General features: G+C 45.5%; 12 protein-coding genes. 3 read left to right on the top strand and 9 right to left on the bottom strand.

Annotated elements, in window-relative coordinates; all coding sequences use genetic code 11:
• Positions 1-8 precede the first annotated feature (8 nt).
• Positions 9-506 carry a hypothetical protein gene (locus A1sIIB142_RS00170; RefSeq protein WP_095693185.1) on the bottom strand — a complete coding sequence of 166 codons (498 nt, stop codon included), beginning with the start codon at positions 504-506 and terminating at the stop codon, positions 9-11.
• A gap of 200 nt (positions 507-706) precedes the next feature.
• Here A1sIIB142_RS00170 and A1sIIB142_RS00165 point away from each other — a divergent pair, with 200 nt between their 5' ends.
• On the top strand, positions 707-1999 hold the full coding sequence (locus A1sIIB142_RS00165) for a glycosyltransferase 87 family protein (protein WP_095693184.1): 1293 nt from the start codon (positions 707-709) through the stop codon (positions 1997-1999).
• Between the two features lie 91 nt (positions 2000-2090).
• On the opposite strand, the gene rfbG is transcribed toward A1sIIB142_RS00165, so the two are convergent.
• The 3 genes from rfbG to rfbF all read right to left on the bottom strand — a co-directional run bounded on the left by rfbG (position 2091) and on the right by rfbF (position 5014).
• Complete coding sequence (rfbG, locus tag A1sIIB142_RS00160) at positions 2091-3158, bottom strand: CDP-glucose 4,6-dehydratase (protein ID WP_095693183.1); 1068 nt, start codon at positions 3156-3158, stop codon at positions 2091-2093.
• A 63-nt stretch (positions 3159-3221) separates the two neighbouring features.
• Positions 3222-4208, bottom strand: coding sequence for a glycosyltransferase family 2 protein (locus A1sIIB142_RS00155; RefSeq protein ID WP_095693182.1), 987 nt, complete (start codon positions 4206-4208; stop codon positions 3222-3224).
• A gap of 35 nt (positions 4209-4243) precedes the next feature.
• A complete protein-coding gene (gene rfbF, locus A1sIIB142_RS00150; RefSeq protein WP_095694106.1) occupies positions 4244-5014 on the bottom strand; it encodes a glucose-1-phosphate cytidylyltransferase in 771 nt (256 codons plus the stop codon).
• 114 nt (positions 5015-5128) lie between these two features.
• Here rfbF and A1sIIB142_RS00145 point away from each other — a divergent pair, with 114 nt between their 5' ends.
• Both A1sIIB142_RS00145 and A1sIIB142_RS00140 read left to right on the top strand, forming a co-directional pair.
• On the top strand, positions 5129-5950 hold the full coding sequence (locus A1sIIB142_RS00145) for a transketolase (protein ID WP_095693181.1): 822 nt from the start codon (positions 5129-5131) through the stop codon (positions 5948-5950).
• The gene (locus A1sIIB142_RS00140; RefSeq protein WP_125898838.1) at positions 5947-6861 is read left to right on the top strand and encodes a transketolase family protein; all 915 of its coding nucleotides are present in this window, start codon (positions 5947-5949) and stop codon (positions 6859-6861) included. The genes A1sIIB142_RS00145 and A1sIIB142_RS00140 overlap by 4 nt, the downstream gene beginning before the upstream one ends.
• An 8-nt stretch (positions 6862-6869) precedes the next feature.
• Here the strand turns inward: A1sIIB142_RS00140 and A1sIIB142_RS00135 are convergent, their stop codons facing one another.
• From A1sIIB142_RS00135 to tmk, 5 genes are all read right to left on the bottom strand, one after another.
• A complete protein-coding gene (locus A1sIIB142_RS00135; RefSeq protein ID WP_095693179.1) occupies positions 6870-7817 on the bottom strand; it encodes an NAD-dependent epimerase/dehydratase family protein in 948 nt (315 codons plus the stop codon).
• A 93-nt stretch (positions 7818-7910) separates the two neighbouring features.
• On the bottom strand, positions 7911-8555 hold the full coding sequence (locus A1sIIB142_RS00130) for a VOC family protein (protein ID WP_095693178.1): 645 nt from the start codon (positions 8553-8555) through the stop codon (positions 7911-7913).
• Positions 8556-8597: 42 nt separating this feature from the next.
• Positions 8598-10100, bottom strand: a complete 1503-nt coding sequence (locus A1sIIB142_RS00125) for an alpha/beta hydrolase (RefSeq protein WP_095693177.1) — start codon at positions 10098-10100, stop codon at positions 8598-8600.
• Positions 10101-11258 carry a DNA polymerase III subunit delta' gene (locus tag A1sIIB142_RS00120; RefSeq protein WP_095693176.1) on the bottom strand — a complete coding sequence of 386 codons (1158 nt, stop codon included), beginning with the start codon at positions 11256-11258 and terminating at the stop codon, positions 10101-10103.
• Positions 11259-13352: a dTMP kinase gene (gene tmk / locus A1sIIB142_RS00115; RefSeq protein WP_095693175.1), complete on the bottom strand. Its 2094-nt coding sequence runs from the start codon at positions 13350-13352 to the stop codon at positions 11259-11261.
• Positions 13353-13363: the final 11 nt, after the last annotated feature.

Below are 13363 nucleotides of genomic sequence, written 5' to 3'. Positions count from 1 at the left end.
GCCATATGCTACTTTATATAAGCTCTGTTATGGTACTTCAAAATAGGATCCTCGATAAATTTCGAGGTTGTCTTCATGATTCTTGAAAGCAATATATTGGTATTCTCACTTTCAATTACTTGGGTCAAGACCAAGTCAAATGTAAATTTGGATTGCGTAAATGTTGTGAAACCGTTCTCCGCTTCCCACCCTCCAGTGCCGAGCTCAAACTCCCTCGCAGTAGAGCAATCTTCTGCAATAGTTTGCGCAAAAGTTGGTAGAAAATGAAATGAAGACCTTTGTTGCTCTTTAAAGTATTTTCCTGTTAATGAGTTCGCGCTTAAACATAGTAAAGCAAATCCCTCGCCATCGAGGGAAATTGAATAGGTGTTAAAAGAGGAAATCGTACAAACTCGTACAGTTTCTCCCGTGGGGCTTAGAACTGCGAGCACCCCGACATTCTGGGTCGTGAAGGACATTATCTTCCTGAGATCCTCGAGCCCAGGATTCACTTTTTGTGATTCCATCTGCGAAGAGTATCAATATCCCACCAAAGCAAGGCGTATCACCTTGAATAAAGTAGAACTGAAATTTAATGTTAGTGCTCGGCCTGCTTTAGAATCATTTGAGAACACTTGGCGGTGATTGTGAAATTGAGACCTTTAGGTTTCTGGTTGTGAATCAAGTCTTCGGAGCTGGAGAGGTATTTCTGTACTAGGGTAGGCGGATGTTATCTTTACTAGACCGACATAATCGAAAACTGAAGGTTCAACTCAATTCAATTTTCCCAGGTTTAGTTTTTGTGCTTTTTGGAATTGCGGAGCTGATTTATTTCACTGCAAATGGTAAAGGTAACGACTTTCCAATTTTTTATGAAGCCAGCCAACTGACTCTGGACTTGAAAAGCCCGTGGGATTCAGTTTCAGACCCTGTATATTCCGCCTATCTAAATGGCCCTATGACTGCTCTATTGATTTCACCATTGGGGCTAATCGATCAAGATTTGGCGCTTGGTCTAGTCCGTTTCTCGTCAATTGCGGTTGTGCCATACCTTGTATTTCAAACCTCCAAACTTTTCTTCCCGAACCTCAACTTAAGTTTATTGGATAGGAAACTCTGGTTGATCAGTACTCTTGTTTTGCTGTCCTTCCCCATCAGGGCAAATTTGGAATACGGGCAACTGTTTCTTCTCTTTGCTGCCCTCGCCGCAACAAGCCTTAGGCTTGCCAACTCAAATTCTCATATTCAGCTGTTCACTTCTGGGCTAATTATTGGAATCTGTTGCGACTATAAACCGCAGTGTTTCCTGGTCTTTTCTCTTTTAATCTGTTTCTCAAAGCTTTTCATTCTCATTGGAGGCGTTACATCAATTTTGTTAGGAGGACTTATTTCTTCAATTCTCACATCCACCTTCCCTTATACAACATGGGTGGAAGTTCTTCAGAAGCGAGCAGGTGGAGGGGCAAGAACAGGAGATCAAATGCATTTGTATTCTCTAACCTCAAATACTTTTCTAACTGTTGTAATAGTTATATCTCTCTTTTTGGCTGCAGCGTTTTTAACAATGTCTAATTGGAGAATGAATAATCTGGAAAAGCAGCAAATTTTTTTACTCATAATTTTCACTGTCACATTTTTTGCACCGTGGATGCATTCAACTGATTTAGTCTTTTTCTCCGTATGCGCAATAATTCTCTATTTTGTTCGCCCCTTGAACTGGTTGAGTTCTTTATCAATGGGGGCTTTTCTTGTATGGTCTAACAATGTAGTAGTAAGTGCTTTTGTTGTTTCAATTGCATTCTTACTAGTTCTGAATTCTCAACGAATCACTACCATTTTGAAATCTCGTTCGAATTTCTTTGTTGCCATTCCTGCAATGGTTTTTCCCTTGACCGTTCTCTTTTTTCCGTCATTCGAGGAATCGCACAGGAAGTGGTGGGGATTGCTGGGAGTTTATCTCGTAACCTTATCCTCTGCTGGATTCAAAACTATATCGAATTTCAATTCCACGCAAAAGTAAAATTCAAGTGCATAGATGAGTTGTAGTCTTCTAAAATGAATTGATTGTCGACAAGGGTTAGCAGTTATTCAATCAAATTAGTGGTCAATATCTAACAAGATCCATTCAGGTCTGAAATATCAGTTTTACAAGCCTCAAGTGGAGAAAGCCCATTGTTAAGAACTTCCGTCCACCAGGAAAAAGTTCGTCTGATGGCTTTTTCTTGATTCCATTTTGGAGTCCATCCCAAAATCGATTTTGCCAACGTTGAATCTAGGTCCAAGAGGCCAGACTCTAATTTTTCTAGAGTTTCATTTTGAGAAACGGTGAAGGAGATTTGGTCTCCTAGTTCTTCTTTTGCCAATTGAATTAACTTTTCCACGGAAAGACTATCTTCCGTAGGACCAAAATTAACGTGCCTCACGTCGACGCCATTAATCATGGCATCAGCTGCATAGATGTATCCTAACAACGGATCCAAAACATGTTGCCATGGCCTGGTGCTCTTTGGATTGCGAACTAGGACTTCGGTCTTGTTTTTTAAGGCTCTAATAATGTCAGGGACAAGTCTGTCTTTAGAATAGTCGCCGCCACCAATTACGTTGCCTGCTCTTGCAGAGCATATTCTGTGTGAAGAGTTTTGCCTCCACATGTTATCCCACGCAGTAACTACAGACTCAGTTCCAACTTTGCTTGCACTATAGGGATCTTTACCCTGCAACTTGTCACTTTCTTTATATTTTCTACTGTTTTCAGTATTCTCGTAGACTTTATCTGTTGTAACGGCAACCACATAACTTCGCTCTTTCAAACCACTGATTGATTCCAAAAGGTTTGCCGTTCCCATCACATTCGTTTCAAAAGTTCCAAGAGGATCTGCGTACGATTCAAGTACAAGTGGCTGTGCGGCTAGATGAAAAACGACCGATGGATTAATGCTGAGGACAGCACCTTCCAGCGATTGAAAATCTCGAATATCAAGGAAGTGTTCCTGTATATGGCCTCTCCTGTTTAATCTCTCATAGAGTGACTCAGGTTCGGGGTTAAGCGAAATACCCGACACCTCAAAACCATGTGACTCAAGAAGCAATGTCAGCCAAGTGCCTTTGAATCCGGTGTGACCTGTGATTAAAACAGGTCGACCCTGGTTCCTCAATCTTTCAAAAGCCTGTGCTTGCATAACCTTATTTTACTAATAGATTGGAATGTCATCCCTAATTGCAGAATCGAAACGCCAAATGAATCATTTCCTTACTCCACTTTGCTGCTTTGGTTTTGGTTTGTCTAGATTAATGCGTTCGACATCAAACATGGGGGGAGATTTTCGAACTTGGCCGTGGATGCTCAGGACATATTCTCCTATTAGTCCTAGGAATAGGAGTTGGATCCCGGAAAAGAAAAAAATGGCAACTATGACTGTAGGAATGCCGACCGCCACTCCTTCACGATTCATGAGAAGGAGAAACGCATTAACCAATGATGCCGCAATCCCAAAGGCAGATAACAAAAATCCAAAAAGGAGTGCCACTCTTGCAGGCACTTTGCTAGTTGAGACAAATCCGTTTAGGGCTTGATCCACCAAATCAATAAGACTATTTTGAGACTTTCCCCTTTTTCTAATCTCCCAGTCGTAGCTTACAAATGCAGACTTAGCCCTACATTGTGCTACAAGCCCACGAATGTAAGGGTATTGATCATCGAGACTCAGAATTGAATCTGCAATTTTTCTGTCGATTAGCATGAATTCACCTGCATCTAACGGAATATCAACATCGGCAAATCTTCGAATGATGCGGTAGTAAAGAGACCTAGCCGCCCTCATTAAAAAGAATTCTTTTCGGTTTCTACGTACTCCGTGAACGATTAAATTGCCTTCATGCCAAAGTCTCAAAAACTCAGGAATTACTCTCGGTGGATCCTGTAGGTCCGCTGGTAAGAGTGGAATAAGTGCATCGCCTGATGCGTTCTTGAGTCCATGCCACATATTTCTAAAAGGGCCTACATTTCTGCTATTAAGGATTACCTTTACTTTGTGATCCTCCGAGGCTACTTCTTTGAGTTTTTCGAAAGTGGTATCTGTCGAGGCATTATCGACAAAAATATGCTCATAGTCATACTGCGGACATTCCTTTTCCATAACTTCACGAAGTTCGCGTACACAATTTTCAACATTCAATTCTTCGTTGTAACAAGGTGTAATTATTGAAATGAGCAATTTTTTTGCTTTCATCTGGGGATTTAATTCTTCTCAGAATTCATTGAGAATCACCAATTTTTCCAGGGCGCAGATCCGGTATCCCAAATCTCATTCAACTCAATGCTCTCCCTATAAGTATCCATAGGTTTCCAAAAACCATCATGCTTATATGCAACGAGCTCTCCCATTTTCGCGAGTTTTTCTAATGGTTCATCCTCTAGAACGCATTCTGGGGTCAGGAAGTCGAAAATCTCGGGTTCAAAAATAAAGAACCCTCCATTGACCCATACATTTCCCTTTGGTTTTTCAGTAAACTTGGAAACTGTGTCGTCGGCTGCAATCTCAATTGCCCCGAATCTCGATGTAGGCATCACAGCTGTAACAGTCGCAATTTTTCCATGGTCTTCATGGAACTTGATGAGTTCTGGAAGGTTTATATCCGCTAACCCATCACCATAAGTACATAGGAATCTTTCGCCTTCCACATACTTTTTTATGCGGTGGATTCGCCCACCTGTCATCGTGGCCAGCCCTGTATTTGCAAGCGTAACGATCCAATTAGTTTCTTCGGAGTTGGATAGTTGATTTCTCCCACGATTGGCACCTAGCTCCACGGTTACATCATTAACCCGTGCCTCATAGTTTAAGAAATAATCCTTAATGTAGTCCCCTTTATATCCCAAACAGACTACGAAATTGAAAAGACCTTGTGTAGACAGATTCTTCATGATGTGCCATAAAATTGGTCGCTGACCAATCTCTACCATCGGCTTAGGACGGTATTCTGTCTCTTCACGGAGGCGGGTGCCCATTCCCCCAGCCAGCAGTACTGCTTTCAATTGCACCCTCCGAATTATTCTAATAACACCTTGAGCCTACCTCGCGGATTATCTAAGACCCAAGGCTATAGTATTGAATTGTGAATGTGTCTCAGTTCAATCAAGGCGGATTTTATGATCTCCGATACTGATGTTGCACGCGGGGTGCTCTTAGCACAGAGAGCTAGAAAAAGCATTCTAGAGATGACTCATAGGGCCCAAGTTTCGCATGTTGCATCAGCGCTTTCGGTGGTTGACATACTCGCGGCAATTTACGCAAGGCCCAGTGCGCCAAAAAATCACACATTGAACGATTTAGATCGTGAAATTGTAATTTTGTCTAAAGGTCATTCCGCAGCGGCACTATATGCAGTGCTTTCAGAATTAGATTTTTTTCCAAGAGATTGGCTCGCTGAGTACTGTAACGATTCTGCAAGGCTTGGTGGGCATGTAACTTCAAAAGATGTCCCAGGTGTTGAACTCTCCACGGGATCTCTCGGACATGGTCTACCTTATGGTTTAGGCGTTGCACTATCACGAAAAATTTCTAACGTTATGTCTCCTGTGGTAGTTGTTATTTCGGATGGGGAATGTAATGAAGGTACGACGTGGGAGTCTGCATTAATTGCAAACCGGTTTAAGCTGGATAACTTAATAGTTGTGATTGATAGGAACAGAATCCAATCTTTGGATCTCACTGAAAATACGATTCCTCTGGAACCGCTTGGAGAGAAATGGAAATCGTTTGGGTGGCAGGTGTCCGAAATTGATGGTCACTCAATTGCAGAAATTCAATTGGCGCTCGAGACAAGAAACACTTGCAAGGTGCTAATCGCAAACACAATAAAGGGCAAGGGGGTTAGCTTCATGGAAAATTCCGTAAAGTGGCATTACAAACCGCCTACCGATCAGGAATTGGAATTGGCTTTACTTGAGGTTTTGGGAATTGAAGATTGAGAAAAGCCTTTATGCAGTCATTACTAGCTGCAGCAAAAAGTGACCCAAACATTATTCTGATTACAGGTGACTTGGGCTATGGTGTAATCGATCAATTTGCTGAAGAGCTACCTAAACAATTCATTAATTCTGGTATTTCCGAACAAGCCATGATGGGAATGGCAGCCGGAATGGCTTCGCAAGGGAAAAGGGTTTTTGTATATTCGATAGGAAATTTTCCAACCTTGCGATGTTTAGAACAAATCAGAAATGACGTCTGTGCGATGAATAATTCTGTTGTTATCGTCTCTGTGGGGGCGGGCTATTCATATGGAAGTCAGGGTTACACCCACCATGCCATAGAGGATATCGCTGTGATGAGATCGCTTCCCAATCTAGAAATTCTGCTGCCTTCAGATAGTGAAGAAGTTCGTGTTATTACAGAATATCTATGCAGCAGCCGAAATCCAGCCTATTTGAGGCTGGGCAAAGATGGTGAACCGTTAATCCATTCTCCAAACTCAATCAAATTCGACCGTTCACCCTACAAAGTTGTGGATGGGGACGATTGTGCAATATTAACTGCAGGTAGCATCGCAAATGAGGCAATATCAGCGGCTCGGAATTTAACCACTAAGGGTATCTACACATCAATATTTCTAGTTCCTTCAATAGAAGGTTTGACTAAAGCTTTTCTGTCAGAACTATCTAGCTTTTCCTTGCTGGTCTCCCTAGAAGAACATTCTCCCGTCGGAGGACTAGGTTCTGCAATATTAGAACGGTTAAATAGCTTTGGTTTTTCTACTCGACTAGAACTGATTGCAGCAGACCAATCCGATCTCTCCGTGGTGGGGAGCCAAGCTTATCTTCGGGATCTAAAGGGAATTTCCAGCAAGCATGTTGAAGCGCGAATCGAAGCAATCCTCTCTTGAGAATTATTCTAAGCGAACATATTGTCGAAATCGATTGATGATCCGTTATTCAGTTGAATTGGGTTTGGGGTCTCACCAAGTATCCATTTAATGGTATGAATCAACCCTTGAGTTAGTTCAACTTTGGGGCTCCACCCAAGATTCTGTAGTTTCTTGGTGGAAACTTCTAACTTATAGACTTGATCTGCCCTCATCGGAATTTCTCCAAACTTGAGTAGTTCGGAATCCTTACCCATTAATCCAGCAATTTCGATGCATACATTTCGAATGACGCAATCCTTGGTATGCCCGACATTGTAAATTCCCGGATCGCCGCCTGTCGCTAGAACTCTGAATGCCTCAGCGGCATCAAATGCGTGAAGATAATTCCATTTTTGAGTTCCTTTGGTTAATGAGTACGGTTTTTCAAGCTTCAAGCTCCCGATTACGCTTGGGATAAGCCAATTTCCTTTGTCAGTGGCCCCATACGTTGAGAAAATTCTTGCCCACTTGAAATTCGTTTCGGTTTCTTCAAAGTGATTCATAAGGAAGTCTCGTGCCTCGCATTTTGCTTGGCCATAATGGGTTGTTGGATTAGAGGGATCATCATCAAATATCAAATTCTTTCGCGGGCCCAACTCGGCTTGACTGCCCACTCCAATGACTTGATTAATTGGATTAAGTGATTTAACAAATGACTTAACTTGATTTACATTTAGGTACTGATCAGTGCTGTTCCTCAATGCATTACCTACGCCTTGCCAGTGGTGCATGATCAAAACTTCTGGTCCAATATCGTTGATAACACTTGCCCAATTCTCTGCCTTTTCTGAGATTAGGGTTATTTCTTTTTTTGATTTCAATGACAACGCCGAGGATTGTTCCCGGGTTATTGCGAATACATCAAAATCTTTGGCAAGAAGTTGGGCAGTCCATGACCCTAAGAAACCACTGGCGCCTGTTATACAAATTCTCAATTAAGACTTCCATATTCCAGTTTTGTTTTTACTTAAAATCTGCCTGCTTGTAATAATCACAGATTACAACTTTACCCTGGGATTGATCCGCCACTAGTCGAGAATCACCACACCAGTTGGGGTAGATAATTGCACCGCCACTATCCCAGATTGGTCATCATTTGATACCGGGTCGACCCATTCGATGTTTACGTCCCCAAGAGATGCAAGGATTTCTTCTTTGAACCAAGAATCAGCTAGTTGATCCTTGTCGGCAATTACGATCTTTTCGATCTCAGCAAGTGGTGTTCCATCTTGTGAAGGGTGATCTGCAGAAAGCCATTGAATAAAGAATGGGAATTCACGGTTATCCGCAATCTCTTTTACGCCAATCTGCTTCCACTTTAGATCTGTTCCATTCGGGCGGGTGCGATGCGCTTCAACTGCGTCGCGGCCGAACTTTGAAGCAATTGGTGCAATGTCTTTAGTTGAGAATACCCAAGTAAACCAACCACCACCTTCGTTAGCTTTCTTTGATACTGCCTTACCCCAAGGAGTTTGTTCTGTAGCTGGGTGATCAAGCGGACATACAACTTCGATGTATTGACCGTTCTTGAGTGATGCAGTGAAGTTACGTGTACCAAAGCGTGGGTGGATACCACCATCTACAAATGTGCTTCCTAGGCGTGAACCTAGTCTTTGCACAGTGTCAGCTAGTTGGTCGTGGGAAGTCACATAAGAAACATGATCTAAGCGCATGGGGGAATTCTGCACCATGGCAGGGGGTGCAAATGACCACTCTCAAGCACAGGATGAAGTTTTTGGGCTCTTATTGGTGAGGTAGAAATCATCCACCTGCCCATCAACACACTTATTACCCTGCCCTTGCCCCGTATGGCCATCACCTATCAGTGAGATAAGAACTGAATTAGTCAGGATCTTGTGCAGTCCCTGCGCCCATGCATAAGGCGTGGCCGGGTCACCTGTTGTGCCAATAATGACAATCGGGTTGGCAGTCTTTGTGGGCACAACTTCCGTGGCTTTAGGTGTGTCAAAGTACTGACAGACCAGCCCGCCATAGGCCAGGTAGGGACCAAAGAGCGGTGCTTGCTCAGCAAATATCTTTGCATCTTCTTTCATTTGTTTAACGCTGCGTGCACCTGCGAAATCTAAACAATCAATGATTGCACCAGAATCAAATTCATTGGCGGTGTAGTCACCCTCTTCTGTGCGCCCCGTGTATTCATCGGCTAACGCTAAGAACCTGTCGCCTTTGCCTTCCTTCACGTCTTTAATCGCTCTGCGAAGCTTTGGCCATCCAGTTGCGCTCTCATAGAGCGCTGCTGCTATGCCAAGCAGAACTAGGGACTCAGAGAGTCTCTTATTTGGTTTTTTGGCTACTTGGCTCAGTATCTTCTTCATCTCAGCTATCGCTGCGCTTTTCTCTTTCGGTAGTGGACAATTACTCCTTGTAGTGCAATCTGCAGCGAAGGCTGCAAATGCTTTATCAAAAGCAATTGCTTGTGTAAGCCCCTGCTGGAAGTTAGAGATAGTGGGATCTACTGCGCCATCTAGCACCATGTGACCCACTTTGTCTGGAAAGAATTGGGCATAGAGGGTGCCAAGGAATGTGCCATAAGACTTACCCATGTAGTTCAGTTGCTTATCACCTACTGCCTCTCGCAAGATATCCATATCTCTTGCGGCATTTGCTGTGCTAAATGAAGTCAGATGCTTGTTTTTCTCTTCGCACTGCTGAATAAACTTCTTCGATTCAATCAAGATCTGAGCAAACTCTTGCTCATTATCTGGCTTTGAATCAGAGGCATAGTTGGCATCTAGCTCTTTATCGCTCAAACAAACTATTGGCTCGCTGCGCGAGACCCCACGGGGGTCAAAGCCCACGATGTCATAGGCATCAAGAATTGCAGGACTAAAGAGGTATTCGGCGGCGTAGGCGTAATCCACACCTGAACCACCTGGGCCGCCGGGGTTAACAATCAGGCTGCGTAGTTTTTTCTCACCCGTTGTTGGGTATTTCAGGACTGATATCTGAAAAGTGCCGGTCTTTAACTCTGTGTAATCAATGGGCACAAGAAGATCTGCGCATTGGTAATTCTTATAACAGCTTTGCCATTGCAGCTGCTGGCTGTAGTAAGCAGCAAGAGTTGTAGGTGTTTCTGGTCTTGATTGAATGTAAGAAACGGTTGAAAAGAGTGCGAGTGCGAAAACTGTTATAGCTGCTGTGATTTTACCTGTGCGAGTTGAGAGGGCTTTACCTGGATTGGTGGAGAAAGTCTGCATCTACGCTCTTGCCAGTCGGCACATCAGAGCTTCACAGGTGACAAGAGGTGCTGCGTTATGGGCAAGGTTGGTGCGTGCTTCCATGATGGCACTTATCTTGTTAATAGTTGAGTGTGCTGGTGATTTGGCGGCGTAGCTCTCTATTGCCTCTCGCATATCGGTATTAATCATTGATTCGGTGTTTCCAGATTGCACCATCATCACATCGCGATAGAAGGTGGCGATATCAAGAAGTGCGCCATCGATGGAGTCTCGCACCATCCTTGTTGATCTCGACTTCTGTTCCTTCTCCAACTCTTTCACCGCCTTGGCGCCGCCTGTTGCCATGCCACGACCAGTTGCACCTTTTCCATAAGCCTCTTGCAGCTTTTCAATCTCTTTCTCATCTCGTTCATCACTAGATGTGTTTGCCTCGGCCGTTGCTAAGTCAACAAGTGTTTGCGCAGCGGCAAATGCTGCAGCCAGTGAACCAAGTTGTAGCGGCAAGGCCATAATGCGAGCGCGGTTCCCGCGCACGCTTTCATTCGTTGCTAAATACCGGGCACGGCCGATGTGCCCCTGTGAGACTCGGGCTGCAAAATCTGCCATCGCTGGGGCGATTTTGTCTCTGGCCACCAGCACGTTGGTAACAGCTTGTAGGGATGGCGTGCGCAGCTGCAGGTGACGACAGCGAGAGCGGATGGTGGGCAAGAGATCATGCAAGGTGGGAGCACAGAGCAACCAGACCGTTCTCGTGCCAGGCTCTTCAATTGCCTTAAGTAGGGCGTTAGCAGCTGATTCAGTGAGCCTGTCAGCATCTTCCATCACAACTACCCGCCAGCCGCCCATAGAGGGCGCCCAGGCAACGCGGGTAAGAAGCTCACGCACTTCTTCTACCTTGATTGATAAACCTTCAGTGCGAATGATTTCAACATCGGGGTGACCATGTGTCTTTGCCGCATTGCAATCAGAGCAAGTGCCGCAACCATCCTTTGAACAGATCAGTGCTTGCGCAAAGGCAACCGCGGCACTTGATCGACCCGATCCTGGGGGCCCAGTGAATAACCAAGCGTGTGTCATCTCTTGGGACTCAATGCCAGTGCGGGATGCTGCAACAGCTGCTTTTAGAATTTCGATGATGTGTTCTTGACCTACTAGGTCATCAAAGACAGAGCTCACTTACTTCTTTATCCGATGCGTGACGGCATTCGTTGCAAAACGAATTGGGCGCAGTAAACGATTTTGGTGCGGGCCAGCTGCGTTGCGCTTGAGCGCTGGTAGCTCTGCTACTCGTTCAATGATTTGTTTGTGGATTTCATCGACAGACTGCGTGCCATCAACTACGAAGTAGCGCTCTGGGTCCATCATGGCGATCTGTAAGAACTCTTGGCGCACACGTTCGTGAAATTCTGTGGGTTCGGCCTCTAGGCGATCGCGAGATTGCAGACGAGCAAGACCAATCTCGGCTGGAACATCGATGATGATGGTCAGGGTTGGATACAAACTTTCGGTGGCCCACCTAGAGATGCGCGCTACTTCACCGGGAATGAGAACGCGGCCAGCTCCTTGGTAGGCGATAGAGGAATCGAAGTAGCGATCGGTGATTACGACATCGCCGCGGTCTAGTGCGGGGCGAATAACTGAGTAGACATGGTGGGCGCGGTCGGCTGCATATAACAGCGCTTCGGCGCGGGGTGAAATCGCGCCAGTTTCGTGGCCGAGCAAGATGGTGCGCAGATCTTTTCCAAGTGTGGTGCCACCGGGTTCACGGGTCAGAAGAACGGTCTCAGCTTCTTGTTCTAACCACTTAGCAAGTAACTTAGATTGCGTTGATTTGCCGGTGCCTTCGCCACCTTCAAAGGCGATGAAGATGCTCTGGGTTTGGGCGCCAGTAATGGCGCCAAGTTCTCCTTGTAACGCTGCGACGATATCGGACCAAAGTGAAACTTGTGGGCGGTCTTTCATCTGGCGGTAGGAGATGTAGCCAATCAGTGCTGCGATAACTCCTGCGAGCAACATAGTTATTTGGGCGCCGTTGTAGTCAAGGGTGGTGTTCTGGAATTCATATCTATGTTCACCAATGGTGGCAGCGATAATGGGCGCGGTGGCCAGGACTGCTACCAAGGTAATGCGAATCAGTGATTGCACAAAGGCGAAGGTGCGACCACGAACATCATCGTGGACTTCCATGCCGAGCATCGTGAAGCCGGTGACCCAGGTGATGCCGCTAAAGGCACCGAGGAAGATCACGATGATGACTGACAGTGTCAGATTTGAAATCAGTGCCAGCAACACAAGGAAGAAGCCAGCGGTTGAAAGAGAAGCGCCAAATAAACGGCGGCGTGAGAACTGGGCGAATATCTTTGGGCCAAATGCAATACCGATGGCAAGGCCAGTGAAAACCGCACCGAAGAGCACACCATATGCGGCATCGCCGCCACCAAGGTCGCCTACAAATGTGCGAGCAAGGCCAATGACGGCGCCTGCTGCTGAGAAGGCGCCAATCATGCCGATGATCAGCCCGCGAATAATCTTTGATTGCGAGACAGCCTTCCAGCCTTGTAGCAGTGATTGGCCGATGTTCTGCTCCGCATCTTTTTTAGAGGCGGCGCCTTTTGGAATCTCTTTTAGACCACGGATTGTGTAGGCGGCAAAGAGGAAAGAGAGAGCGTTGAAGTAGAGGGCGATATCTACTGAGTTAGTTGGTAGCAGTGGGCTAATCGTTGCAAGGGCGCCTGAGAGCAGAGTAAGAAGAGTGAAGAGAATTGCAGCAATGGGTGCGGTGCCATAGGCAGCAAGAAGTGAGACTTGATTAGCATTTTCTAACTTATCTCGTGGGACCAGATTAGGTACTGATGCTTCCTTCGCTGGTGACCAGAAGAGCGTGAGGCATTCAACCAAAATCATGGCGGCATAGAGCCAGAAGTAGGTGTGCACGATTGGGATAGAGATATAGAGGGCAGCGCGCAGGATGTCGATGACCACCATCAAGCGGCGGCGATCAAAGCGATCTGCAAATACTCCGGCAATGGGGCCAAGAAATACTGCGGGTAACAATCGCGCAATAAAGACACCAGCGATAGCAAAGTTTGCAGTGGCATAAGAACCGCCAGAAAGTTGTGCGGCCAGGGCGGTAGTTGCAAGCAGACCAAGCCAATCACCTAAGGAAGAGAAGACCATCGCCTTCCAAAGTTTGCGAAATGCTGGGATAGCAAGGACGCTGCGGGTGGCATCCTGCTTAGGAGCAGCAGGTGTGGGCAGGCTAGCTGGCATGAGGGAAGTCT

The sequence above is a fragment of the Candidatus Planktophila versatilis genome, assembly GCF_002288345.1.
Lineage (GTDB): Bacteria > Actinomycetota > Actinomycetes > Nanopelagicales > Nanopelagicaceae > Planktophila > Planktophila versatilis_A.
Note: the sequence above shows the minus strand (reverse complement) of the source record. Positions and strands in the feature narration are given on the sequence as shown.